Source organism: Yersinia kristensenii, from assembly GCF_900460525.1.
Taxonomy (GTDB): Bacteria; Pseudomonadota; Gammaproteobacteria; order Enterobacterales; family Enterobacteriaceae; genus Yersinia; species Yersinia kristensenii.
Map to the genome: position 1 here is coordinate 1585246 of NZ_UHIY01000001.1, position 24665 is coordinate 1609910.

Consider the following 24665-nt stretch of genomic DNA (forward strand, 5'->3'; position numbering starts at 1 on the left):
TGTCTCTTTTCCGTTATACTCATAACCCCTGAATATTATTCGGAATGAGTTATGGATCCGCAATATGCGCGCCTGGTAAAAGCTGCTGCGCTCAGCGCCACTGTGCTGGCATCAATCTTACTGATAATTAAAATTTTTGCCTGGTGGCATACCGGATCAGTGAGTTTGTTGGCTGCGTTAGTTGACTCACTGGTGGATCTGGCTGCCTCTTTAACCAATCTTTTTGTGGTGCGTTACTCGCTGCAACCGGCTGATGAAGAACATACTTTTGGCCATGGTAAAGCGGAGTCGCTGGCTGCGCTGGCGCAAAGTATGTTTATTTCCGGCTCGGCATTATTTCTGTTCCTGACGGGTTTCCAACATTTGGCATCACCGACGCCGCTGCAAGATCCTGGTATAGGTATTTGGGTAACGTTAATTGCATTATTCAGTACAATGATATTAGTCACTTTTCAGCGCTGGGTGGTACGAAAAACTCAGAGTCAGGCCATTCGTGCCGATATGTTGCACTATCAATCTGACGTCATGATGAATGGTGCTATTCTTATTGCATTAGCATTAAGTTGGTATGGCTTTCATCGTGCGGATGCGTTGTTTGCATTGGGGATTGGGGTTTATATTCTCTATAGCGCATTGCGTATGGGTTATGAAGCGGTGCAAGCTTTGCTGGATCGCGCTTTGCCAGATGATGAGCGGCAGGAAATTATCAATATTGTGACGTCATGGCCGGGTGTGATTGGCGCTCATGACTTGCGTACTCGCCAGTCGGGGCCAACACGCTTTATTCAACTTCATCTTGAAATGGAGGATATGATGCCGTTGATGGAGGCGCATATTTTGGCTGATCAAGTGGAGCGGGCATTATTGCACCGTTTTCCTGGCGCAGATGTGCTTATCCATCAAGACCCTACTGCTGTGGTACCCAAAGAACGCCATGCGCATTGGGAGTTATAATTTATTCATCCGTTATTGCTACATTAACTATTACTACATCAACTACAGGTAAACTGTGGTTACATTATGGTTCAGCCATGAAGAAAATACCGCTAAATGGTATGACTTGAATCAATTCAGCTTGGTGTTTTTGCTATAATATTCAATATTAAGCTCATCAAGCTGATTTTCTGTACTGTTCGCCTGTGCAAGACATAATCGGCAAATAAAGAATTTTAAAAAATCGCATCTACAAGTTCAGAGGTAGTCATGGTCAAGAAAATCGGTGTACTAACAAGCGGCGGTGATGCGCCAGGTATGAATGCAGCCATTCGTGGGGTTGTTCGTGCAGCTTTGTCAGCAGGATTAGAAGTTTACGGTATTGAAGATGGCTACCTTGGCTTGTTTGAGAATCGAATGAGGAAGCTGGACCGCTATAGCGTGTCAGATATGATTAACCGCGGCGGTACTTTCTTGGGTTCTGCGCGTTTCCCTGAATTTCGAGATCCAGAAAAACGTAAAATCGCCCTACAGAATATGAAAGACCGTGGTATTGATGGCCTGGTAGTTATCGGTGGTGACGGTTCTTATGCGGGTGCAGACTTACTCACCAAAGAAGGTGGAATTCACTGTATCGGCTTGCCGGGCACTATCGATAACGATGTGGCTGGGACTGACTATACCATCGGTTTCTTCACCGCACTGGGTACCGTGGTGGAAGCAATTGACCGCTTACGGGATACCTCTTCTTCGCATCAGCGTATTTCTATCGTCGAAGTGATGGGCCGGTATTGTGGTGATCTGACACTGGCGGCTGCTATTGCCGGGGGCTGCGAGTTTATTGCTATCCCTGAAGTTGAATTCAAACGTGAAGATTTGGTTGCTGAAATCAAAGCGGGCATCGAGAAAGGTAAAAAGCACGCAATTGTGGCAATTACTGAAAAACTGGACAATATCGACGAGCTGGCTAAATACATTGAGAAAGAAACCGGTCGCGAAACCCGTGGTACTGTCTTGGGCCATATCCAGCGCGGTGGTGCACCAGTTCCCTATGACCGTATTCTAGCTTCCCGTATGGGCGCTTATGCTGTTGATCTGCTGTTGGAAAATCATGATTATTCGCGCGGCGGCTTCTGCGTTGGGGTACAAAACGAGAAGATGGTGCATGAATTAATCTCCGTTTGTATCGCGCCAGAAAATAAGAAAAGTAAATTTAAAGAAGATTGGTACGATACTGCGAAGAAATTGTTCTAAAACAGCTATTCGTTTGATCGCTAAACCCTCGCAATTGCGGGGGTTTTTTATTTTCAGTCACTCATATATTCCGTATTGATATAATAAAAACTTTTTTATTCTTTAATTGACCGGAAAGTTTCTGGCACGCTCAGTATCAAGCCAACTAATTAAGTTAATAACAACAATTCTGGGGAGCGGGTCAATGCGTAAATGGGGTGTAGGTCTTTCATTACTGCTGCTGGCATCAGGTGCCATGGCAAAAGATGTTCAATTGCTGAATGTGTCATATGATCCGACACGTGAATTTTATCAAGATTATAACCAAGCATTTAGCAAATATTGGCAAGAGAAAACGGGTGATAAGGTGACGGTGCGCCAATCACATGGCGGTTCTGGTAAACAGGCGACCTCGGTGATTAATGGTATTGAAGCTGATGTCGTGACCCTGGCTTTAGCTTATGACGTCGATGCTATTGCTGAACGTGGTCGTATTGATAAAGACTGGATTAAGCGCCTGCCTGATAACTCCGCGCCTTATACTTCAACTATCGTCTTCCTGGTGCGTAAAGGGAACCCAAAACAGATTCATGATTGGTCAGATTTAGTGAAGCCGGGTATTTCGGTCATTACGCCTAACCCGAAAACCTCCGGTGGTGCGCGCTGGAACTACTTGGCGGCATGGGGCTATGCGTTAGAGCACAACAATAACGACCAGGCCAAGGCACAAGAATTTGTCAAACAGTTGTATAAAAATGTGGAAGTTTTGGATTCTGGCGCGCGCGGGGCGACTAATACCTTCGTCGAGCGTGGGATTGGCGATGTATTGATTGCCTGGGAAAATGAAGCTCTGCTGGCGGTGAATGAAGTGGGTAAAGACCAGTTTGATATCATTACGCCGAGTGTGTCTATTTTAGCTGAGCCGACGGTTTCGGTGGTGGATAAAGTGGTTGATAAGCGCGGCACCCGTGAAGTGGCTGATGCTTATTTAAAATACCTGTATTCACCAGAAGGCCAAACTATTGCCGCCAAGAATTACTATCGTCCACGTGATCCGGCTGTGGCTGCCAAGTTTGCCAAAGAGTTCCCGCAACTAAAATTGTTTACCATTGATGATGTGTTCGGTGGCTGGACCAAAGCCCAGCAGGTGCACTTCGCGACTGGCGGCGTGTTTGACGAAATCAGTAAGAGATAAAGAAGTCAGCGATAAAGAAGTCCGCAATCAAATAAGAAACGATAGCGCCCGTCAGTGAATGCTTACGGGCGCTTTGTTTTATTAGCCATTTTAACCCTCTGATTATTTTTATAATTCTTCTCTTTCTTACAGATAAAAACCGCCTAATTCGCCAGCGCGTGTCAAATGCGTTATTGAATCGTGGCGGAATAATAAAACTTAGTGAGTCAGGGGAAAAGATTATGAATATTAGTAGCATGTCTGGTACGGATTCAGGGGGCGGGCAAGTTTCGGGGGATTCACACACTCCGCCATTAAGATCTTTATCGCGCAGTGGCAGTTTTGAATCACTGCATAGTAACGCGTCAATTATATATGAAAATGATGAATGGGATATCGGTTCAGCAGGTATTACTGAGAGCTATACACCACCTAAAATAATAAACAGGCAAGTTGAAGACGCTTTAAGACCGAAAAGTTATCCTGTTGATAAAAATGGAGAATCACCCCTAAGTCTGGAAAATTACTTATCAGACTATTTATTAGATAAAGTGAATTGTGATGGTAAAGCACCTTTATGGCTACGGCCATTGGCCGCTTTGCTGGCGTTATTTGGTATCCATGGTTTTGGTCAAACTAACTGTGCTTCTTGTGCTACAGCGGTTATCGATACATTAGAGCAAAATAAGCTACATCTAGCATTGCCATATCTAAGGGGGGCTGATGTTAAAGGAAATATGGACCGGCTTATTTATGAAAAAAAATCGGTTACTCAGTTGGTGACTCAGCTACAAAGCTATCAGCGTGATGAAGCCTTATATGGTGTTCTTGTGATTAAACGTCCAGCTTTATGGAGCATATTGCCATGGGTGACAGAAGGTCACGCCTGTAATGTGATTAAATTTGAAGGCAGTAATTTTATCCATTTTCTCGATACTCAGAAGAAGACATATATAAAATACGATCTCAGTCTTTATAAGGAGGAAGAGATTGCAGATTGTGAAGAACAAATAAGGCTGTCTAGTCAGATACGCCAGAAAGCTCAGATAAGTAAATTCTTTGGTTCGGTAGGAACGGATGGAATCGATTTATATGAGAAAATTTTTAAACAGCCAGATAATAAAAAAGCCGGAGCATCATCTGCCCCAGCTTAATCGGTAGCTTAGAACCTGAATTAGGCTTTTTTAGCTTTTGCAGCGGCTTTCACGATAACGGCGAATGCATCCGCTTTCAGTGATGCACCGCCAACCAGCGCGCCATCGATATCAGGCTGGGTGAACAGTTCTGCTGCATTTTTATCATTCACGGAACCGCCGTACTGAATGATAACTTGTGCTGCAACCGCGGCATCAAGCTTGGCAATATGGTCACGAATAAATTTGTGAACCGCTTGTGCCTGTGCTGGAGTAGCTGATTTGCCGGTACCGATAGCCCAGATTGGCTCATAAGCGATAACCGCACCTTCGAATGCTTTCACACCCAAGGTATTCAGCACGGCGTCCAGTTGTTTGGCGCAGACCGCTTCAGTTTGACCTGCTTCGTTTTCTGCTTCAGTTTCACCGATGCACAATACTGGGATTAGGCCGATTTCTTTCAGTACGCCAAATTTCTTCGCGATGAATTCATCACTTTCGTTGTGATAAGTACGGCGCTCAGAGTGGCCGATGATGATGTATTGAGCACCAACATCTTTCAGCATTTCAGCAGAAGTTTCGCCGGTGAATGCGCCGGACAGATTCACATCCACGTTTTGTGCGCCCAGCGCGATGCGGCTACCTGACAGCTCATGTTTAGCTTGATTCAGATAGATAGCCGGTGGGGCAATAGCAACGCCACAGCCGTCAACAGTGCTCAGTTCTTTACGCAGGCCAGCGATAAGCTCGTTAACCATGTGAGTGCTACCGTTCAGCTTCCAGTTACCCATAACTAATGGATGACGCATGTTTCTTCCTCCAACAAGGGGACGCGAGGGTCAATAATAATGACTGCCCGACAGGCAGTTTACCTGTCCAACAGTATAGAGATGATTAGCGGCAATGGCTTTGCTTTTCGTCATTAATTGCGGCGAGATTATGCTTCAGATAGTGACAGCTTAATCGGTTCAACAGCGAAGGTAAGCCCTTTTTCGCCATTATCTGCCACAACATAGCGAATTGCGCCAACAGGATGAGCGAAGAAAGGCGAACCTTTGCCTTGCGTCAGCAATTGTTGCACATTGCTGACACTTTGTTCGAGTGTGAGTGTGGGTTCAAACTGGCGCATCAGGGCTGCCATGTAATTAACCGCTAGCAGCCGAGCCGCTTTCTCCTCGCTCCCTTTGATTGGCAAATAGGTAATTTGTAAGGTTTTAATCTTACCCGTACCTTTCTCCAATGCGGTTGAAGCATAGAGATTCTCGTTAATCTTACTGGCAGCACGGGTCAGCGGCGGCACATCATCTTTTACGATGATGGCGTGAAACTCACTGATAGGCAGTGTCGGGTTGGCGTGGTTATAACTTTCACGGAATTTAACCAGGGTTAAATCAAAGGTTGGCGCGCCGGAAAGCAGATAAGGAGCCGTTGGCTGAGTGTTTTCTGCCTGCTGATCATCGCCAGCGTCCGGGTCGGCATGAGCGCGGCTAACTGTTGCTATTAGCAGCAGTATTGTCAGCATTGCGATTATTTCTTTTCTCATGACTTATGCCGTTGTTTGCAGTTTGTGTAGGGGATTAAAGCGGTAATTGGGGGTGATTGTCAAAATTCACTGCAAAGAGTATAGGTTAGTTGTGGCGTTGGGTTACTCTATTGTATATACCAACTTTACATATATCAGTTAAATGGATCTGGTTATTGATGACAATACAGCAGTGGTGTTTCTCGTTAAAAGGCCGTATCGGGCGGCGTGATTTTTGGATCTGGATTGGGCTGTGGTTACTGGCAATGCTGGTTATCTTTACATTGGCAGGGCAGAATTGGCTTTCCACTCAGACCGCCGCTTTTGCTATTGTTTTTTTACTGTGGCCCACGGCAACCGTGGTCGTCAAACGGCTACATGACCGCAATAAAGCCGGTTGGTGGGCGCTATTGGTGGTGTTAGCTTGGATGCTGATGGCGGGTAACTGGGAGATGCTAACACCCATCTGGCAATGGGGTGTTGGGCGGTTTATTCCCACACTAATTATTGTCATGATGTTTATTGATTGCGGCGCATTTCTCGGTACCGAGGGTGACAATCGTTTTGGCCCAGAAGCGGTGCCAGTGAAGTTTCTGGCTGATAAAACACCACAGTGAACAGAGTTTGATAAAGCAAAAAGGGCCATATGGCCCTTTACTATTAGTAGGTTAGTTTTACCAAGACTGTTTGTTGCTAATACTGTTTATTACCAATATTGCTCGCTGGTCATATGCCCCGGTTTGCGGCGTAAATGTTTACGCATTTCACGCTGTTCTTTCAGCAATTGCTGGGTATCTCGTACCATTTGCGGGTTACCGCACAGCATGACATGGCTATCTTGCGCGTCAATTTTCAAGCCGACAGCGGTTTCCAGAGAGCCATTTTCAATCAGTGCCGGAACCCTGCCGGTCAATGACCCTGGCGACTCTTCGCGGCTGACAACTGTCTGAATCCGTAGTTTGCCGTTATAACGTTGCTCAAGTTGCTGCATCAATGGCAGATAGCTGAGGTCGCGGGCAAAGCGTGCAGCATGAACCAACACCAGATTTTTAAAGCGATCTAAATCGCGCCCTTCCTGCAAAATAGACAGATACGGACCAATGGCGGTACCCGTTGCTAGCATCCATAACGTGTCGCAATCCGGAATTTCTTCCAGTACAAAGAAGCCCGCCGCTTGCTTGGTCACCATCACTTCGCCACCCACCGCCAGTTGGTCAAGTCGTGGGCTGAGTTTCCCCTCTGGTACGGTGACCAGATAGAACTCCAGGTTGTCGTCACTTGGCGCATTGACGTAGGAATAGGCCCGTTGTACCCGCTCGCCGTTGATATCTAATGCCAGCTTGGCAAATTGACCGGCGGTAAAGGGATCAATTGGCGCATTGACCCGAATACTGAACAACGAGTCGGTCCAGTGCTCAATGTGAGTAATTTTGCCACTAACCCATTCAGCCATAATTCTGACTCCCTTTATTCAAATACTTATCGAAGTAGTCCTAAAGTGCTGGCGGTATTTTAGGGGATCTTAATAGAAAATATTATCGATTAAATGTTATCTCATGACGCCATGAGCGCTACGGTGTTATTCGAGAGCGGGAAAGACACATCTGGACAGTTAACTTTACGGGAATGGTGTTTTTATCTGCCAGTTAGCCATTTTGCAATATGTCGTGCTGGCTCGCTAAAAAATATGAATTTGTTAGCTTATGCATCAATAGTGAGGTGTGTCACACAATACCGCGTTTAACGGCCAAGTTGATGTGGCATGAAGTCCAGCTAACAACTAACTAAGATTATGAGAAAAATAGAGAATTTACACCTGTTGGTGATGTTGATTCTGCTGGTGGCCGTCGGTCAAATGGCACAAACCATTTATGTCCCTGTTATCGCGGATATCGCCCGCGATTTATCAGTGCGTACCGGTGCGGTGCAGCGCGTGATGGCGGCCTATCTGCTGACTTATGGCTTCTCGCAACTGATTTATGGCCCATTGTCTGATCGCATTGGGCGTCGCCCCGTCATTCTGGCGGGCATGATGATATTCATGTTGGGCGCATTGGGGGCCTGGCTGGCCAATAGCTTGCCCCTACTGGTCGCGGCCAGTGCTTTGCAGGGCATGGGGACGGGAGTTGCGGGGGTGATGGCGCGAACTATGCCGCGGGATTTATATGCGGGCACAGCACTGCGTTACGCTAATAGCATGTTAAATATGGGGATTTTGGTCAGCCCCCTCCTGGCTCCGGTTATCGGTGGGGTGCTGGGCAGTCTGTTTGGCTGGCGCGCAAGCTACGCTTTTCTGCTCTTTTTATGTAGCGGGGTGGCATTTTGCATATTCCGTTGGTTACCGGAGACTCGCCCGCAACAAACCGAAAAACGGCGAATGCTCGCCAGTTTCCGCTTATTGTTATCTGACCGCGCTTTTAGCTGTTATTTGGTGATGTTGATTGGTGCATTGGCGGGTATTGCGGTGTTTGAGGCCAGTGCGGGCGTATTGATGGGCGGCGTGCTGGGGCTGAGCGGGGTGACGGTTAGCATTTTATTTATCCTGCCGATTCCAGCGGCATTCTTTGGCGCGTGGTATGCCGGCCGTGACAGTAAAACTTTCCATAACCTGATGTGGCACTCGGTGATCAGCTGTCTGTTGGCTGGCTTGATGATGTGGATACCCGGCTGGTTTGGCATTATGAATATTTGGACGCTGGTGATACCGGCTGCGCTGTTCTTTTTTGGTGCCGGGATGTTGTTCCCGCTAGCTACCACCGGGGCGATGGAGCCTTTCCCTTATCTGGCCGGTGCGGCGGGGGCATTGGTTGGCGGGCTACAGAATGTCGGGTCAGGCCTGGTGACTTGGTTATCAGCCATGCTGCCACAAACAGGACAATTCAGCTTGGGGCTGTTGATGTTTGCCATGGCGGTGTTGATTTTGTTGTGCTGGTGGCCGCTATCTCACCGGATGCAACCGCAAGAACACCGTGTTTAACCGCTAAAAGATGATAAATCTTTTGTGAGCGAAGGGGCTAACGTACCTAGGGGCGCTCCGGTGACTGGCGTCGCTACGACCCCAACGGCACGCTTCCCCTTCGTTTAATCTTATCAGCCGGCAATATTTTTATTTTTTGCTAAAGAATTGGTGAGCCGAGTTACAGTAAGAACTCATGCAATGCCGGGTCTTTGCGATCAAGGAAATGAGTCGAGCGGATACGGCGGATAGTGCGGGATTTACCGCGAATCAGCAGTGTCTCGGTGGTCGCCATGTTTCCTTTGCGATAAATGCCTTCCAGCAAGTCACCTTTGGTAATCCCAGTGGCTGAGAAAATCACATTATCATTACGGGCCATATCACCCAATAACAGCACTTTACCGGCTTCGATGCCCATTGATTTGCAGCGCGCCAGTTCTTGTTCGCCGATGCGGCGGTTGTCTTGGTTATCACCTTTGACTTGATGGCGCGGTAATAAACGGCCTTGCATATCGCCGTCCAATGCGCGGATCACCGCCGCAGAAATTACCCCTTCCGGCGCGCCGCCGATGCAGTACATCACATCCACATCACTTTCTGGCATACAGGTTAAAATAGAGGCCGCGACGTCGCCATCGGGAATAGCAAACACTTTGACCCCAAGTTGCTGCATTTCGGCGATAATACCGTCATGGCGCGGTTTGGCTAGCGTGATAACAGTTAAGTCAGTCAGCGGTTTATTCAACTTGATGGCAACATTGCGCAAGTTGAGTTCCAGCGGCAGGTTTAGGTCGATTGCTCCTTTAGCTCCGGGCCCAACTACCAGTTTTTCCATATACATATCAGGCGCATGTAAAAATGTGCCTTTATCTCCCACCGCCAGCACGGCCAGTGCATTGGCCTGACCCATTGCCGTCATGCGGGTACCTTCAATAGGGTCAACGGCGATATCAACTGCATCGCCTTGGCCAGTACCGACGTGCTCACCAATAAACAACATCGGGGCTTCATCGATTTCACCTTCGCCGATAACAATTTGCCCATCAATATTGACCTGATTGAGCATAATACGCATGGCCCGAACAGCAGCGCCGTCGGCAGCATTTTTATCGCCCCGACCCAGCCACTTATAGCCTGCCAGCGCAGCAGCTTCAGTGACACGAGAAAACTCGATGGCTAATTCACGTTTCATGGTTAGACCTGTATCCCCGTCATACTTCAAGCTGCATATGTGTTGGGCTCATGATTCGGCCCATCCTTGGGCCTCGTCTTTCCGAGGCCGCTGCAAGCAGTGTTCACAACTGCTCCCGACAGATTTGTCACCCCAATGACTTACTTAATGTAAGCTCCTGGCGCTTCTCTCGTTTGCCGCTTTCCTGCAACTCGAACTATTTAGGGTAATAGAAGAAGAATGTAAGCGGGAATTCTATCATCTTTGTGGCGTGAAGCCGTAGGGTGTCTTTGGGTGTGATGAGATTTTTCACAATAAAAAACGCGCCGTCGGGGGATGATGGCGCGTTATAGATAGCTTAAAACAGACTCGATTTTACCGGCGGGCCGTTATTCTTCGTGATCTTCCCAAGCTTGAGCACGGGCCACCGCTTTCTTCCAGCCTTTATAGCGGAAGTCACGCTCGGTGGTTTCGATCCCTGGACGGAATTCGCGCTCGATAGTTGCTTTACTTTTCACTTCATCCAAATCATTCCAGAAGCCCGTCGCCAGACCTGCGAGGAATGCGGCACCCAGCGCCGTGCTTTCACGCACTGCCGGACGCTCAACACGCGTGCCCAGAATGTCGGCTTGGAATTGCATCAGGAAGTTGTTTGCGACCGCCCCGCCATCAACACGCAGTGACTTCAGGCGCGCACCGGAATCCGCTTGCATAGCATCCAGTACATCACGAGTTTGATAAGCAATGGATTCGAGAGTTGCACGGATAATATGGTTACTGTTGACACCACGGGTCAGACCGAAAATCGCACCACGGGCATACGGGTCCCAATAAGGAGCTCCTAACCCAGTGAAAGCAGGCACCACATACACGCCGTTGCTGTCTTTTACTTTGGTGGCGAAATACTCGGAGTCGGTGGCATCGCTGATCAGTTTCAGCTCGTCACGCAGCCATTGGATGGATGCGCCGCCAATAAATACCGCGCCTTCCAGCGCATAGTTGACTTCGCCGCGTGGGCCGCAGGCAATGGTGGTCAGTAAGCCATGGTTGGATTGAACCGCTTCTGTGCCGGTGTTCATCAGCAGGAAGCAGCCTGTTCCGTAAGTATTTTTGGCCATGCCCGGTTGGACACAAAGCTGGCCGAACAGCGCGGCTTGTTGGTCACCGGCGATACCGGCAATAGGGATACGCGTCCCGCCTTTGCCCCCAATGTTGGTCTGGCCGTAAATTTCTGAGGATGGGCGAACTTCTGGCAGCATGGCGCGCGGGATATTCAGCGCTTTCAACATGCGTTCGTCCCACTCTTTGGTGCGAATATTAAACATCATGGTACGTGATGCGTTGGTGTAATCCGTGACGTGTACACGGCCTTGTGTCATGTTCCACACCAGCCAGGTGTCTACGGTACCAAACAGCAACTCGCCGCGCTCAGCACGGTCACGAGCGCCTTCTACGTTATCCAGGATCCACTTCACTTTGGTGCCGGAGAAGTAAGGGTCAACCACCAGCCCGGTATTGTGGCGAATGTACTCTTCCAGCCCCTCTTTTTTCAGTTTCTCGCAGATTTCAGCGGTACGGCGGCATTGCCAAACAATGGCGTTATACACCGGTTTGCCAGTGGCCTTGTCCCAAACAATGGTGGTTTCACGTTGGTTGGTAATACCGATACCGGCGATTTCGTCAGAACTGATGCCGGCTTTGGCGAGTACTTCAACCAAGGTGGAGCTTTGTGTGGCCCAGATTTCCATTGGGTCATGCTCAACCCACCCCGCTTTCGGGTAGATTTGGGTAAATTCACGCTGAGAAACACTCACGATATTGGCATCGTGGTCCAGCACCACTGCTCTGGAGCTGGTGGTACCCTGATCAAGCGCGACAATGTATTTCTTTTGAGTAGTATTTTCAGTTGTCATAGTTAGCCTACTTTTTAAGTGACAGTATCTAATATTTACGCTTTGCGTTCTGTGGTCGTAACCGTGGTTTCTTCATCATCAATGGCACACACATCGCATGGCAAATGGCGACCAATCAGAGCACGATAACCGAATGCACCCACCAATGCGCCGACGATTGGCCCGAAGATAGGGACTAAGAAGTAAGGAATATCACGCCCACCAGTGAAGGCGATTTCGCCCCAACCTGCAAAATAAGCGAATAGTTTTGGACCAAAGTCACGCGCTGGGTTTAATGCGAACCCGGTCAGTGGCCCCATTGAGCCGCCGATAACGGCAATCAAAATACCAATCAGCAGTGGTGCCAGTGGGCCGCGTGGAATACCGTTACCGTCGTCAGTCAGCGCCAAGATAAGACACATCAAAATAGCGGTTATGACGGTTTCAACCAAGAAAGCCTGGAAAACAGAAATGTGTGGATTTGGATAAGTAGAGAAAATACCGGCCAGATTCAGGCTTTCCACACTGCCGCGTGCTATCTGATGAGTTTGTTCAAAATCGATGAACAGATTGTAGTAGAGGCCGAACACTAAGGCCGCAGCACAAAATGCACCGGCAATCTGTGCCAAAATGTAGGGAATAACTTTACTGCGATCAAAGCAGGCAAATAGCCATAAGGCGATAGTCACTGCTGGATTAAGGTGAGCACCTGAAATTGCTGCTGTGAGATAAATAGCCATGGCAACACCCAGGCCCCAAATGATACTAATTTCCCACTGCCCAAAACTGGCCCCTGCCAATTTTAATGCAGCGACACAGCCCACACCAAAAAAGATAAGTAGAGCAGTACCGAGAAACTCCGCGATACATTGGCCCTTCAAGGTCGAACTAGCGGTTTGGCTCATAGTAGATGTCCTAGAGACAGAGATTTATAGGGTATTTCTTATTTTTGCCCTCCGGAGTACGGAGGGGGTGATGTAAATTTATCGTTAACGAGCACAAACGAGAAATAGCGAAATCGAAATGTGTGTGGTGTGTCATAAAAATGAGCGATTTCGCGTTATTTGCGGATGTTAAGGGACTTTGAAAGTGTGATCAGACCAGTGCTTTCTTTCCCAGTTGTTAAAGCTGTGTATAACTTAGCAGGATAGGTCGTAGGGATTTTTCGGTTTTTGCTGATGTTTTTTCGGTATTCACTGATAGTTTTTCGGTATTCACTGATAGTTACTGACACGAAATTGCTACAGAGTGTGGTTTGTACCGGTATGGCGCTAGACAGGGGGAGACTGGCTACATACAATCGCTCTACAAGGGCATCGCCTAAGACTATCGTTTTTATCATATTGCGTCACCTGTGTGATGGGACGCCTAAAACATAGCGCTTGTTATAGTTGTTCGATGGATATATAGCGCGATAAGTATTCACAGCAGTTTCATTTGCCGATAGTGACTGCGGTTTACGCGGTAACTGAAGTGAGAAATGATAACTGCGACCAAAAGATGTACGCCTTGCGACTCATAAGGGGACCGAAGAATGTCATTTGAAGTATTTGAGAAATTGGAAGTTAAAGTTCAGCAGGCGATTGATACCATCACTTTGTTACAGATGGAAATTGAAGAGCTGAAAGAGAAGAATAACACCTTGTCCCAAGAAGTTCAGGAAGCGGCAGGTGGCCGTGAAGCGCTAGTGCGCGAAAATGAGCAATTGAAACAAGAACAGCATGTTTGGCAGGATCGTCTGCGTGCTCTGTTGGGAAAGATGGAAGAAGTCTGAGTGCCAGTGGGCTTAAAGCATCAACAATATATTGCTGAAAGCCGCTAGTTACGCAGCTTCTTCGAGTACGAAAGGCAACAAGGGCGATATTGATATCGCCCTTTCTATACCGGTCTTCCTGCAACTCGAATTATTCAGGGTATAGTCGATAAACCAGAGAGATATTATTCAATATCCAAAGGTTCTTCTGACAAGATGATCCCGGTGTTGTCGGCGTACAAGTGGTCACCGGAGAAGAATGTCACACCGCCAAAGTTAACGCGGATATCACTCTCACCAATCCCTTCATCTGCAGCACCGACTGGAATCGCTGCCATCGCCTGGATACCAATATCCAATTCCGCCAAATCATCTACCTGGCGCACGGCACCATAAACAACAATACCTTCCCACTCATTTTTTAATGCTAAATCAGCAAGTTCGGCGTTGATTAATGCACGGCGTACTGAGCCACCGCCATCGACAACTAACACACGGCCAAGACCATTTTCTTCCAGTAGGTCAAACAACAAGCCGTTATCTTCGAAACATTTTACAGTAGTAATCTTGCCACCAAATGAAGTGCGTCCGCCAAAATTGGAGAACAGGGGTTCTACCACATTGACCTCTTCATGATAGATGTCACAGAGTTCGGAAGTATCATATTTCATAGGATTAACGTCTGGTTGCGGCTGGGATGTTAAGTATATCCCTTTCTGGCCGCTGTTGGCAAAATCATCAATTGTTAAATTTCTCCGGGCAGGGTTATCAACTGTTGCCCGGAGAAAGAAATCGGAGGGGTTAACTGAGCACCAGGCCGATAGCAAACAGAATATTGGTCAGCAACGCAGCTTTGACCATATGCTCGAGCATAGGGCGCATACCCGCTGCGGTGGGTTCACGCAGCACAAATAGCGCGTGCTTGACCAGCAAGGGAACCGCCAGAATAAAGAGCCAACCCGCCCAATTATGCAGATACAGAATATTGAATAATGCCAGACAGAAGATAGCTGCCGCGATCAGCAGGGCATGATAATAACGAGCAACCACCGGGCCTAAACGCACTGCCAGTGTGTTTTTGCCATTGGCTCTATCATTTTCGATATCACGCAAATTATTAATATTTAAAACGGCTGTCGCCAGTAAACCACAGGCGGTGGCGGGTAGCATAACGATACTGTCAAAGTGCCCGGCTTGAAGATAGTAAGTCCCGGCGACACTCAGCCAGCCGAAGAAAACCAACACTGAAATATCACCCAACCCCATATAACCATAGGGTTTGCTACCCACAGTGTAGGTAATTGCAGCTACAATGGCCATCAGCCCCAGCAGTAAAAAACCTAAAATGTCGCTGGGTTTTTCGCAGGCCACGGCAATGAGCGCGATACCCGAAATGACGGTCAGGCTAACAGTGATTATCAGCGCAACCTTCATTTGCTGACGCGTAATCATCCCTTTTTGCATGCCGCGCAATGGCCCGATACGTTCTTCGGTATCACTGCCCTTGATAGCATCGCCATAATCATTGGCGAGATTGGACAAAATTTGCAGTAGGCCAGCGGTTAATAAGGCGAGCAAGGCGACAGCGGGCTTAAAACTATCGAGCCAGACAGCCAACGCTGAACCGGTAACGATAGAGGCAAAGGCCAGTGGCAGTGTTCTTGGCCGCAGGCTTTCCAGCCAAGCCTGGGTCTGGCTGGTATTAGTTGATAGGCTCATTTTCTGCTTCATTTTATAGGAGTCTGGTCCGCCCATATCGGCGAGTTAATAAAAATAAGAGTGGGAGGCATCGCCTCCCACTCAATATTAATTTGGCGAACTATTTTATCCAGCAAAGGCTTATAAAGCGAATTATAGGATAAAACGACTCAAATCTTCATCAGCTACCAGTTCATCCAGATGTTTACCCACATATGCCGCGTCAATAGTGATGGACTGACCATTACTTTCGCTTGCGTCATAAGAGATATCTTCCATCAGACGTTCCAACACGGTATGCAAGCGACGTGCGCCAATATTCTCGGTGCGCTCATTAACCTGCCATGCCGCTTCCGCGATTTTGCGAATACCTTCACGGGTAAACTCAACCGTCACCCCTTCAGTTGCCATCAGTGCTTTGTACTGTTCAGTCAACGAAGCACTCGGCTCAGTCAAGATGCGCTCAAAATCATCGGTGGTCAGCGCCTGCAATTCTACACGGATTGGCAAGCGACCTTGCAATTCCGGGATAAGATCGGATGGGCTGGAGACCTGGAATGCACCGGAGGCAATAAACAGGATATGGTCTGTTTTCACCATGCCGTGTTTGGTTGATACAGTGCAGCCTTCAACTAATGGCAGCAAGTCACGCTGTACCCCCTCACGGGACACATCCGGGCCTGAAGTCTGGCCACGTTTACAGATTTTATCGATTTCGTCGATGAACACGATGCCGTGTTGCTCAACCGCATCAATCGCCTGCTGTTTCAGCTCTTCCGGATTGACTAACTTCGCGCCTTCTTCCTCAATCAGCAGTTTAAATGCTTCTTTGATTTTGATTTTACGCGGTTTTTGTTTCTGACCAGCAATGTTCTGGAACATCGATTGCAGCTGGTTAGTCATCTCTTCCATACCCGGAGGAGCCATAATTTCAACACCGACCGGTGATGCTGCCAGATCGATTTCAATCTCTTTGTCGTCAAGTTGACCTTCGCGCAGCTTTTTGCGGAAAGCCTGACGAGTCGCGGATGGCTCTTGGGTTTCGTCCGGTTGGCCCCAGTTATTCTTGGCCGGTGGGATCAGCACATCCAGAATACGTTCTTCGGCTAATTCTTCCGCCCGATAACGCATTTTCTCAATGGATTGATGACGAACCATTTTCACTGCTGCATCGGTTAGATCGCGGATAATAGAATCCACTTCTTTACCAACATAGCCAACTTCGGTGAACTTGGTGGCTTCTACTTTGATAAACGGCGCGTTGGCTAATTTTGCCAGGCGGCGGGCAATTTCTGTTTTACCCACACCGGTCGGGCCGATCATCAGAATATTTTTAGGAGTAACTTCGTGGCGCAGCTCTTCGTTAAGCTGCATCCGACGCCAGCGGTTACGCAGGGCAATGGCCACTGCACGTTTAGCTTTATCTTGGCCGATGATATAGCTATCAAGTTCGCTGACAATCTCGCGGGGAGTCATTTCAGACATGTCACTCTATCCTTACGCTTTATGTGTTGATAACGTTTCGTACGTTAATTCTTCAATGGTTTGGAAGCGGTTGGTGTAGATACAAATATCCCCCGCAATGCTCAGTGATTTTTCCACGATATCCCGCGCACCCAATTCAGTATTTTCTAGCAGTGCGCGCGCGGCAGACTGGGCATAAGGCCCGCCGGAACCGATAGCAATCAGGTCATCTTCAGGCTGAACCACATCGCCATTACCGGTGATGATGAGTGATGCGGTTTTATCCGCGACAGCCAACAGCGCCTCGAGTTTGCGTAACATGCGGTCAGTGCGCCAATCTTTGGCTAATTCAACCGCCGCTTTAGTCAGGTGGCCCTGGTGCATCTCCAGTTTTCGCTCAAATAGCTCAAATAGCGTAAAGGCGTCGGCAGTACCGCCAGCAAAACCTGCAATGACGTTATCGTGATAAAGGCGGCGTACTTTCTTGGCGTTGCCTTTCATTACGGTATTGCCCAGAGTGACCTGGCCATCACCACCGATAACTACATGACCATTACGGCGTACACTTACAATTGTTGTCACGAGCGGACCCTCGTTGCGGACTGAATGAGTCCCCGTATTGCCTTGCAGCAAAACAACACGGGGTATATTGAGATTATAAATGGGGGAGGATTACTGCTTTTCAACCCCCAACTGCGAGGGGGATGCATCCTGATTGGCCCGCACCTTTCAAACGCTGTAAGGCTTTATCTGCCGCAGCCTTAGTGCTGTAAGGGCCGAGTACCACGCGATTCCAGCCACCACCGGCGGTAATGCGGCTTTCTATCCCTTCGAACGCCAATTGGGCGCGAATAGATTCCGCCTGATCTGCGGCTTTAAATGAACCACATTGCACCATCCAGCGTTGCGCTTTTTCTTTCTCTTTTTCCGGTTTCGGCGGTGTCACTGCTGGCGCGACTGGAGTCACCAGTTGCTGAGTGCGCGGTGGTGTCGTGACCGGTGGCTGCACTTGTGTCTGCGGTGCTGGCACTGGCGCAACCGTCTGACGTGGTGGCGTTAATGGCTGCTGCATATTGGTGACCGGGGGTTTGATGGTCACAGCGGAGCGTGGCACCTGCATCCCTTCATTATACGGCACCTCTGACAGCTGGGTTGGCTGCTGCCGCATATCCGCCTGCATCTGCTCAAGCAATTGGCGCTGCTCATTGGTCAGTTGCGTTTTAGAATTGACTTCGCCACCAGCAGAGGGCTCTGTAGGTGTTGGGACGCCAATCTGACGGTTTTCCAGCTCTTTAATATAACGCCAGCGTTCTTCGGGTTTCGGCGGCAAGCCATTGCCGGTACGCGGATCATGGCTGGGCAGTAACGGAAGCTCGCCCGGCTTATTGTGGGTGATGAAATAAAGGCCACCAACAAATACCACTAATAGCGCGACGGCCAGTGCCATCACGGTTTTGGATACTGCTGGAGCACTGCGTTTTTTCCGGCTGGTGCTTTTGCGCCGCGCTCCTGAGCGCCCTCGGCTTACATAATCTCTTTGTGCCACTATCGTTTCGCTGCGTCGTGATGATGGAATAAGCCCGTCATGTTACTGAACCCCTGAATATTTGCCTAGCGTTTAGGCGCAGCAGTACTTTCCCTGACAATTAATTCGGTATTTAACAAGCGGGAGCCACTCTGTACTGGATGCCCTTGTAACTGTTCGAGTAATAGTAACATGGCTTGCCGACCAATTTCATAACGTGGTTGTGCCACGGTGGTCAAGGGGGGATCGCAATACTGTGACAATTTTAAGTCGTCGAAGCCGACGACAGAGACATCCTGCGGGATGCGCAGGCCCATTTTCTTCGCTTGCCACATCGCGCCTATCGCCATGACATCATTGTGACAGAATATTGCGGTAGGGGGTTCTGGCAGGTCCATCAGCTTGATAAAGGTATCAACACCCGCTTCATAGCTAAAATCACCGCGTATAATATAGTTGCTGTCGACCTCGATACCATTACGGCGTAGCGCCTGGATATAGCCTTGTAGTCGATATTGGCATAGCGGAAAGTTTTCAGGCCCCGCAACACAGGCAATGCGCTGGTGACCCAATCTAATCAGATATTCTACCGCTTCATAGGCCGCGGTAAGGTTATCAATATGGACGGTGGGCAGTTCTAACTCGGGTGCAAACTCATTTGCCATCACCATCGGCGGTAAATTACGTTGTTCTTCCTTGCTGGCATCGAAAGGTAGATTGGAGCCTAGCAACAACATGCCATCAATCTGCTTGGTGATAATCAGGTTAACGAAGCTACGCTCTTGCTGGGGTTGTTGTGCGCAATCACCAATTAATATCAGATAGCCTTGTTGGGCAGCGGCATGTTCAATGCCTTGGATGATGTCAGCAAAAAAGGGGTCGCTGATATCCGGTACAATAACCAGAATAGTGCGCGATTCGTTACGTTTGATATTGCGAGATAAAGCATGGGGAGAATAACCGACAGCCAGAACAGCTTGCTCCACTTTTTGCCGAGTCATTGTTGAAACCTTTTCCGGATTCATCAATGCGCGCGATACCGTCGCAGTTGAAACACCGGCCATTTCGGCAACGTCCTTCATGGTGGCCATCGTGAATTCTTTCTTATGTTCCAACGCCTTTCTCCTTGCTCTGACTCCGAGTCAGCACTAATGCTTATGCAGGCTTTCCGTCATTCTATACAGATCGTGGGGGCAATTTGTTACCTAATTTGCATAAAAAGTGTGACATAAGTAGGTTTTTTCGAACTGACTCGCAGAAAGTGGGGTAATCGATTGCTTTATGATGCGATTTCACTCCCAAAATCATTGGCATTACCGCTAACATCACGGTGACACTCGTCCATTAGCTGTCTATTGGGTCAACATCCAATGTCCACTTCACTTTCCGTGCTTGCGGCAAAGTATTGATAAGTGGCTGAGAGGTTTTAATCAGCCGTTGCAAGAATTGTCGTGAAGGGTGCTGCAACAGTAATTGCCAGCGGAAGCGCCCGCTGCGCTTAGCCTGCAATGCCGGAACCGGCCCCATAATCCATAATGCCTCGTCTTTCAGTGGGCTGGCTTCCAACAAATTGCGTAATTGTTGCAAAAACAGCGCTGATTGTTGGTTATCGTGGTCTTCACTACGCACAATGATATGACTGGTATAGGGGGGTAAAAATACACTTTTTCGCTCCGCCAATGCTTGTTTGGCAAAGGCATCGTAGCCTTGTTGCAGCAGAATTTGCAGCAGCGGATGCTCAGGGTGGTGAGTTTGTAAAATGACTTCGCCTTGCTTACCCGCGCGGCCTGCGCGGCCTGATACTTGGGTGTAAAGCTGCGCAAAGCGCTCGGCAGAACGGAAATCTGCCGAGAACAGCGCGCCATCGACATCCAGCAATGCCACCAGAGTGACATCAGGGAAGTGGTGACCTTTCGCTAACATTTGGGTACCAATCAATATCCGCGCTCCTCCTTGATGCACATCCGCCAGGTGCTGCTCCAGCGAGCCTTTTCGGCTGGTGGTATCGCGGTCAATGCGGGTGATTGGGGTGTCTGGGAATAAAGGCGCTAATTCGTTTTCCAACTGTTCGGTACCGACACCTACCGAGACCATATGGGTCGAGCCGCATTTAGGACATTGTTGCGGCACTGGGCGCTGGCTGTCGCAATGATGGCAGCGCAATTGGCGGTGATTCTGATGCAGGGTGTAATAGTGGTCACAGCGTTGGCATTCTGCAATCCAACCACACTCATGGCACAGTAGCGCGGGTGCATAACCGCGGCGGTTGAGAAACAAAATCACTTGGTTGTCAGCCTGCAAATGGGCTTTCATGCGTTTTAGCAGCGGCTGAGAAAGGCCAACTTTTAATGGCAGCCCCTTGAGATCCAGTAAGTGCTGCACCGCTGGCTTGGCATTACCCGCCCGTTTTGACAGTGTTAGCTGGCGATATTTACCCATTTGCACATTATGTAAGGTTTCCAGCGCAGGAGTTGCCGTCCCCATCACAATAGGAATGCCTTCTTCACGGGCGCGGAACACCGCTAAATCTCGGGCGTGGTAGCGCCAACCTTCCTGCTGTTTATAGGAGCTGTCGTGCTCTTCATCAATAATGATAACGCCCAGCCGAGAGAATGGGGTAAACAACGCAGAGCGAGTCCCAATCACAATCGCGGCTTCGCCGTTACGCGCTCGTAGCCAGACCGATAAGCGCTCGCTGTCGTTTAAACCGGAATGGAGCACCTCAACCGGCGCATTAAAACGCTCGCGAAAACGGGCAATGGTCTGCGGGGTTAGGCCAATTTCAGGGACTAAAACCAGGGCCTGACGACCCTGCGCCAGAATATTTTCCAACACACTGAGATAAACTTCGGTTTTACCGGAGCCGGTCACCCCCGCCAGCAACCAGGCGGCAAACTGGGTATCTTCACTACGAATAGCCCCGACGGCAGTGGCTTGCTCGGTATTGAGCCGCAGGCGTTCGCCCAACACCGAAAAGCCGTTGCGCCAGTCTGTGGCCGCCACTTCTTGCGCCCGCAAGTCAATCAACCCTTTGCTCCGTAATGTTTGCAACGCGCTTTCAGTTAACGCCATTTCATTAACTTGATGGCGATAAACCGGTTTTTGTAATAACGCAGCTAGGGCCTGTTGTTGCTTCGGAGCACGTTTTAAGCTTTCTGGCGGCGTGGCGCGGCCCTGTTCGGTGGCAAACCATTGCCACAAGGGTGCGGATTTCGCGGGTTTTCCCTGGCGCAATAAAATGGGCAACGCGTGGAACAGCACTTCGCCTATCGGATAATGATAATACTCCGTTGCCCAACACAGAATACGCCACAAGCTAGGTGGGAATAAGCTGTCATTGTCCAAAACCGCATCAATGGCTTTGAGTTGATCAAGGGGGAATGCGCTGGTATCACTGATGCCCACCACGATCCCAATGGCATTACGTTTACCAAATGGCACACTGACGCGGGCCCCGACTACCGGGCAGGCCATAGCGCTGTCGAGGCGGTAATCGAAAGTGCGAGTTAGCGGTACGGGTAACGCCACTTGAACAACGGGCATGTGTTTTCATCCTGATAACTAAAGTTGGTCTAAATAAGTACAATCGGCCTATACCCTAAATAATTCGAGTTGCAGTAAGGCGGCAAGCGAGTAACAAAGCGGTCGGGAACCGATTTGAACAGCATTTATGCTAGCCCGCAGGGTGAGCCTCAAGGACGAGGCTCATTAACCCCGATGAGCTTATTTATGTAAGATTAACTACAAGTAAGCGATTCGGGTTATTGAGCAAGCCAACGTATAGGCAACTTGAAGTATGACGGATATAAATAAAGATTGAACAGTTTACACCGCATGCTACACAATGTGCGGATTCGATTGCGCGGCTTGGTCGAATTCTGTATTATTTGCCACCTTTGATATAATTCGATATCAAATTCTGCTAACAACCGTTGTTTATTTTATCGGCGATTGTTCGTTAGTAATCAACTATTCGTTAACGATAAATTGTTATTTATCAATCGTGTGGTGTCTGGCGGAGTAGGGCTGGATAGCGACACGGCCTAAATATAGAGGTTTTCCATGAAAAAAGGTATCCACCCTAAATACGATTTAGTTACTGCTTCTTGCTCTTGCGGTAACGTTATCAAGATCAACTCAACTGTTGGTCATGACCTGAATCTGGACGTGTGCGGCGAATGCCACCCGTTCTACACTGGCAAGCAGCGTGATGTTGCGACCGGTGGCCGTGTTGACCGCTTTAACAAGCGTTTCAGCGTGCCGGGTACTACCAAAGCGTAATTGCCCGTCAGACGAAAAAGGCGCCTTAGGCGCCTTTTTTCATTTCTACAGCCCGGTTTATGTTCTGAGTAAACTGAGCTGCTGTGGGAAATCAATATTCCCAAGTATCGGGATCAACACCCAACTCACGCATTAAAATCTTCGCGGCTTCCGGGATTTCATCACTGCGCTCTTTACGCAGATCTTCGTCATTCGGCAGCGGCTGACCGGTAAATGCATGCAAAAAAGCCTCACACAACAATTCACTGTTGGTGGCGTGGCGCAGGTTGTTCACCTGACGGCGGGTCCGTTCATCGGTGAGGATTTTTAACACCTTCAGCGGAATGGACACCGTGATTTTTTTGACCTGTTCGCTTTTCTTACCGTGTTCAGCGTAAGGGCTGACATACTCGCCGTTCCACTCAGCCATGGGACACCTTAAATTTGTCGGAAAAATACTAAATTCTGAAAACCGGCTAATTATGCCCGATCTTCACTGTTCTCACTAAATAAATGTCGATTTTACTAGACTAATGTCACTGAAATAACCTTTTTTGCTATTTATTGATAGCTATTACCTTTCTCTATCATCTTTGCGATTAAACAAAGCACTACTGAAACCTGACTGACATCATGAGGATATCTAAAACCTCTATAATTTTAGCGGTTATTATCCCATTGCTCAATCTATACGCAAAGAAGTTTAGATGTCCAGATGTATTGACGTCCGTAATTTGTGCGTCTACTCTGACGTAACATTTTCTCGATATCCGGCTGGTGGAAATCAATATGACGCGTAAACAGGCAACAATAGCAGTCCGTAGCGGGTTGAACGATGACGAGCAATACGGCTGCGTTGTCCCCCCGATTCACCTCTCCAGTACCTATAATTTTATCGATTTTAATCAGCCACGTACCCATGACTATTCACGTCGCGGCAACCCGACGCGTGATGTGGTGCAGCGCGCATTAGCTGAGCTGGAAGGGGGCGCGGGTGCGGTAATGACCAGCAGCGGGATGTCGGCGATTCATTTGGTTTGTACCACCTTCCTTAAACCGGGCGATTTACTGGTGGCTCCCCACGATTGTTACGGCGGCAGCTACCGTTTATTCGATAGTTTAAGCAAGCGCGGTGCATATCGGGTGCTATTTGTTGACCAGGGCGATGAAGTGGCGCTGAGTCAGGCGCTGGCCGAAAAACCTAAACTGGTATTGATTGAAACCCCGAGTAACCCGCTGTTACGAGTGGTGGATATTGCCGCTATCTGCAAAGCCGCCCATGCCGTCGGCGCATTAACCGTGTGCGATAACACTTTCCTTAGCCCAGCGTTGCAGCAGCCGCTGGCTTTAGGCGCGGATCTGGTGGTTCATTCCTGTACCAAATATCTGAATGGCCATTCAGATGTGGTCGCCGGCGCGGTCATTGCCAAAGATCCTGAGCTGGCAGTTGAGTTGGCATGGTGGGCGAACAATATTGGCGTGACTGGCGCTGCATTCGATAGCTACTTGTTATTACGCGGGTTACGCACATTATCCCCACGTATGGCTCAACAGCAGCGCAACGCAGATGAAATTGTTCGCTATTTACAGCAGCAGCCTTTAGTGAAAAAGCTGTATCATCCTTCTCTGCCACAACATCCCGGCCACGAAATTGCTTGCCGTCAGCAGTCTGGTTTTGGTGCGATGCTCAGTTTTGAGCTGGATGGTGATGAACAGGTATTGCGCCGTTTCCTCTCTGCCCTTGAATTGTTTACCTTGGCAGAATCCTTGGGGGGCGTTGAAAGCCTGATTTCCCATGCCGCCACCATGACCCATGCTGGTATGGCGCCAGAAGCGCGCACTGCCGCAGGTATTACTGATAGTTTATTGCGAATTTCCGTGGGTATCGAAGACAGCGAAGATTTGATTGCCGATTTGGACAATGCTTTCCGGTTGGCGAGAGACTGAGGTA

At 48.8% G+C, this 24665-nt stretch carries 23 protein-coding genes; 9 read left to right on the plus strand and 14 right to left on the minus strand.

The window, feature by feature from the left end; translation table 11 throughout:
* The first annotated feature begins 51 nt into the window (after window positions 1–51).
* The 4 genes from fieF to DX162_RS07380 all read left to right on the plus strand — a co-directional run bounded on the left by fieF (window position 52) and on the right by DX162_RS07380 (window position 4494).
* Complete coding sequence (fieF, locus tag DX162_RS07365; protein ID WP_004392225.1) at window positions 52–954, plus strand: CDF family cation-efflux transporter FieF; 903 nt, start codon at window positions 52–54, stop codon at window positions 952–954.
* 249 nt (window positions 955–1203) lie between these two features.
* Complete coding sequence (pfkA, locus tag DX162_RS07370; RefSeq protein WP_004392226.1) at window positions 1204–2187, plus strand: 6-phosphofructokinase; 984 nt, start codon at window positions 1204–1206, stop codon at window positions 2185–2187.
* A gap of 184 nt (window positions 2188–2371) precedes the next feature.
* Window positions 2372–3361, plus strand: coding sequence for a sulfate ABC transporter substrate-binding protein (locus tag DX162_RS07375; protein ID WP_004392227.1), 990 nt, complete (start codon window positions 2372–2374; stop codon window positions 3359–3361).
* A 221-nt stretch (window positions 3362–3582) separates the two neighbouring features.
* Complete coding sequence (locus DX162_RS07380; RefSeq protein ID WP_050413827.1) at window positions 3583–4494, plus strand: toxin glutamine deamidase domain-containing protein; 912 nt, start codon at window positions 3583–3585, stop codon at window positions 4492–4494.
* 20 nt (window positions 4495–4514) lie between these two features.
* On the opposite strand, the gene tpiA is transcribed toward DX162_RS07380, so the two are convergent.
* The gene (gene tpiA, locus DX162_RS07385) at window positions 4515–5282 is read right to left on the minus strand and encodes a triose-phosphate isomerase (RefSeq protein ID WP_004392229.1); all 768 of its coding nucleotides are present in this window, start codon (window positions 5280–5282) and stop codon (window positions 4515–4517) included.
* A 128-nt stretch (window positions 5283–5410) separates the two neighbouring features.
* Entirely contained in the window at window positions 5411–6016 is a 606-nt protein-coding gene (locus DX162_RS07390; RefSeq protein ID WP_004392230.1) for a DUF1454 family protein, read from the minus strand.
* Between the two features lie 158 nt (window positions 6017–6174).
* On the opposite strand from DX162_RS07390, the gene DX162_RS07395 reads away from it, so the two are divergent.
* Window positions 6175–6612 carry a DUF805 domain-containing protein gene (locus DX162_RS07395; protein WP_004392232.1) on the plus strand — a complete coding sequence of 146 codons (438 nt, stop codon included), beginning with the start codon at window positions 6175–6177 and terminating at the stop codon, window positions 6610–6612.
* A gap of 89 nt (window positions 6613–6701) precedes the next feature.
* Here DX162_RS07395 and fpr read toward each other — a convergent pair whose 3' ends face one another.
* On the minus strand, window positions 6702–7448 hold the full coding sequence (gene fpr / locus DX162_RS07400) for a ferredoxin--NADP(+) reductase (protein ID WP_004392233.1): 747 nt from the start codon (window positions 7446–7448) through the stop codon (window positions 6702–6704).
* A 339-nt stretch (window positions 7449–7787) separates the two neighbouring features.
* On the opposite strand from fpr, the gene emrD reads away from it, so the two are divergent.
* Entirely contained in the window at window positions 7788–8972 is a 1185-nt protein-coding gene (gene emrD, locus DX162_RS07405; protein WP_004392234.1) for a multidrug efflux MFS transporter EmrD, read from the plus strand.
* Window positions 8973–9132: 160 nt separating this feature from the next.
* On the opposite strand, the gene glpX is transcribed toward emrD, so the two are convergent.
* The 3 genes from glpX to DX162_RS07425 all read right to left on the minus strand — a co-directional run bounded on the left by glpX (window position 9133) and on the right by DX162_RS07425 (window position 12919).
* Window positions 9133–10143, minus strand: coding sequence for a class II fructose-bisphosphatase (gene glpX, locus DX162_RS07410; protein ID WP_004392235.1), 1011 nt, complete (start codon window positions 10141–10143; stop codon window positions 9133–9135).
* Between the two features lie 368 nt (window positions 10144–10511).
* Window positions 10512–12035 carry a glycerol kinase GlpK gene (gene glpK, locus DX162_RS07420; RefSeq protein ID WP_004392236.1) on the minus strand — a complete coding sequence of 508 codons (1524 nt, stop codon included), beginning with the start codon at window positions 12033–12035 and terminating at the stop codon, window positions 10512–10514.
* Between the two features lie 35 nt (window positions 12036–12070).
* Window positions 12071–12919, minus strand: coding sequence for an MIP/aquaporin family protein (locus DX162_RS07425; protein ID WP_004392237.1), 849 nt, complete (start codon window positions 12917–12919; stop codon window positions 12071–12073).
* 629 nt (window positions 12920–13548) lie between these two features.
* On the opposite strand from DX162_RS07425, the gene zapB reads away from it, so the two are divergent.
* Window positions 13549–13788, plus strand: coding sequence for a septal ring assembly protein ZapB (gene zapB, locus DX162_RS07435; protein ID WP_004392238.1), 240 nt, complete (start codon window positions 13549–13551; stop codon window positions 13786–13788).
* 164 nt (window positions 13789–13952) lie between these two features.
* On the opposite strand, the gene rraA is transcribed toward zapB, so the two are convergent.
* From rraA to priA, 7 genes are all read right to left on the minus strand, one after another.
* On the minus strand, window positions 13953–14438 hold the full coding sequence (gene rraA / locus DX162_RS07440) for a ribonuclease E activity regulator RraA (protein ID WP_004392239.1): 486 nt from the start codon (window positions 14436–14438) through the stop codon (window positions 13953–13955).
* 130 nt (window positions 14439–14568) lie between these two features.
* Window positions 14569–15486, minus strand: coding sequence for a 1,4-dihydroxy-2-naphthoate polyprenyltransferase (locus DX162_RS07445; protein WP_032820721.1), 918 nt, complete (start codon window positions 15484–15486; stop codon window positions 14569–14571).
* Between the two features lie 132 nt (window positions 15487–15618).
* Window positions 15619–16950, minus strand: a complete 1332-nt coding sequence (gene hslU / locus DX162_RS07450; RefSeq protein WP_004392241.1) for an HslU--HslV peptidase ATPase subunit — start codon at window positions 16948–16950, stop codon at window positions 15619–15621.
* Between the two features lie 12 nt (window positions 16951–16962).
* Window positions 16963–17511, minus strand: coding sequence for an ATP-dependent protease subunit HslV (gene hslV / locus DX162_RS07455; protein ID WP_004392242.1), 549 nt, complete (start codon window positions 17509–17511; stop codon window positions 16963–16965).
* A gap of 100 nt (window positions 17512–17611) precedes the next feature.
* The gene (gene ftsN, locus DX162_RS07460; protein WP_004392243.1) at window positions 17612–18475 is read right to left on the minus strand and encodes a cell division protein FtsN; all 864 of its coding nucleotides are present in this window, start codon (window positions 18473–18475) and stop codon (window positions 17612–17614) included.
* Between the two features lie 65 nt (window positions 18476–18540).
* On the minus strand, window positions 18541–19569 hold the full coding sequence (cytR, locus tag DX162_RS07465; protein ID WP_032820704.1) for a DNA-binding transcriptional regulator CytR: 1029 nt from the start codon (window positions 19567–19569) through the stop codon (window positions 18541–18543).
* A 229-nt stretch (window positions 19570–19798) separates the two neighbouring features.
* On the minus strand, window positions 19799–21997 hold the full coding sequence (gene priA / locus DX162_RS07470; RefSeq protein WP_004392245.1) for a primosomal protein N': 2199 nt from the start codon (window positions 21995–21997) through the stop codon (window positions 19799–19801).
* Window positions 21998–22516: 519 nt separating this feature from the next.
* On the opposite strand from priA, the gene rpmE reads away from it, so the two are divergent.
* Window positions 22517–22735 carry a 50S ribosomal protein L31 gene (gene rpmE / locus DX162_RS07475; RefSeq protein WP_004392247.1) on the plus strand — a complete coding sequence of 73 codons (219 nt, stop codon included), beginning with the start codon at window positions 22517–22519 and terminating at the stop codon, window positions 22733–22735.
* A gap of 91 nt (window positions 22736–22826) precedes the next feature.
* Here the strand turns inward: rpmE and metJ are convergent, their stop codons facing one another.
* A complete protein-coding gene (gene metJ / locus DX162_RS07480) occupies window positions 22827–23144 on the minus strand; it encodes a met regulon transcriptional regulator MetJ (RefSeq protein ID WP_004392248.1) in 318 nt (105 codons plus the stop codon).
* Between the two features lie 359 nt (window positions 23145–23503).
* Here metJ and metB point away from each other — a divergent pair, with 359 nt between their 5' ends.
* A complete protein-coding gene (gene metB / locus DX162_RS07485; protein ID WP_032820706.1) occupies window positions 23504–24661 on the plus strand; it encodes a cystathionine gamma-synthase in 1158 nt (385 codons plus the stop codon).
* Window positions 24662–24665 lie beyond the last annotated feature (4 nt).

What these genes read in the sequence shown, in the direction of transcription:
- fieF (WP_004392225.1), top strand. Translation starts at nt 52, where the DNA reads ATGGATCCGCAATATGCGCGCCTGGTAAAAGCTGCTGCGCTCAGCGCC.
- pfkA (WP_004392226.1), top strand. Translation starts at nt 1,204, where the DNA reads ATGGTCAAGAAAATCGGTGTACTAACAAGCGGCGGTGATGCGCCAGGT.
- DX162_RS07375 (WP_004392227.1), top strand. Translation starts at nt 2,372, where the DNA reads ATGCGTAAATGGGGTGTAGGTCTTTCATTACTGCTGCTGGCATCAGGT.
- DX162_RS07380 (WP_050413827.1), top strand. Translation starts at nt 3,583, where the DNA reads ATGAATATTAGTAGCATGTCTGGTACGGATTCAGGGGGCGGGCAAGTT.
- tpiA (WP_004392229.1), bottom strand. Translation starts at nt 5,282, where the DNA reads ATGCGTCATCCATTAGTTATGGGTAACTGGAAGCTGAACGGTAGCACT.
- DX162_RS07390 (WP_004392230.1), bottom strand. Translation starts at nt 6,016, where the DNA reads ATGAGAAAAGAAATAATCGCAATGCTGACAATACTGCTGCTAATAGCA.
- DX162_RS07395 (WP_004392232.1), top strand. Translation starts at nt 6,175, where the DNA reads ATGACAATACAGCAGTGGTGTTTCTCGTTAAAAGGCCGTATCGGGCGG.
- fpr (WP_004392233.1), bottom strand. Translation starts at nt 7,448, where the DNA reads ATGGCTGAATGGGTTAGTGGCAAAATTACTCACATTGAGCACTGGACC.
- emrD (WP_004392234.1), top strand. Translation starts at nt 7,788, where the DNA reads ATGAGAAAAATAGAGAATTTACACCTGTTGGTGATGTTGATTCTGCTG.
- glpX (WP_004392235.1), bottom strand. Translation starts at nt 10,143, where the DNA reads ATGAAACGTGAATTAGCCATCGAGTTTTCTCGTGTCACTGAAGCTGCT.
- glpK (WP_004392236.1), bottom strand. Translation starts at nt 12,035, where the DNA reads ATGACAACTGAAAATACTACTCAAAAGAAATACATTGTCGCGCTTGAT.
- DX162_RS07425 (WP_004392237.1), bottom strand. Translation starts at nt 12,919, where the DNA reads ATGAGCCAAACCGCTAGTTCGACCTTGAAGGGCCAATGTATCGCGGAG.
- zapB (WP_004392238.1), top strand. Translation starts at nt 13,549, where the DNA reads ATGTCATTTGAAGTATTTGAGAAATTGGAAGTTAAAGTTCAGCAGGCG.
- rraA (WP_004392239.1), bottom strand. Translation starts at nt 14,438, where the DNA reads ATGAAATATGATACTTCCGAACTCTGTGACATCTATCATGAAGAGGTC.
- DX162_RS07445 (WP_032820721.1), bottom strand. Translation starts at nt 15,486, where the DNA reads ATGAGCCTATCAACTAATACCAGCCAGACCCAGGCTTGGCTGGAAAGC.
- hslU (WP_004392241.1), bottom strand. Translation starts at nt 16,950, where the DNA reads ATGTCTGAAATGACTCCCCGCGAGATTGTCAGCGAACTTGATAGCTAT.
- priA (WP_004392245.1), bottom strand. Translation starts at nt 21,997, where the DNA reads ATGCCCGTTGTTCAAGTGGCGTTACCCGTACCGCTAACTCGCACTTTC.
- rpmE (WP_004392247.1), top strand. Translation starts at nt 22,517, where the DNA reads ATGAAAAAAGGTATCCACCCTAAATACGATTTAGTTACTGCTTCTTGC.
- metJ (WP_004392248.1), bottom strand. Translation starts at nt 23,144, where the DNA reads ATGGCTGAGTGGAACGGCGAGTATGTCAGCCCTTACGCTGAACACGGT.
- metB (WP_032820706.1), top strand. Translation starts at nt 23,504, where the DNA reads ATGACGCGTAAACAGGCAACAATAGCAGTCCGTAGCGGGTTGAACGAT.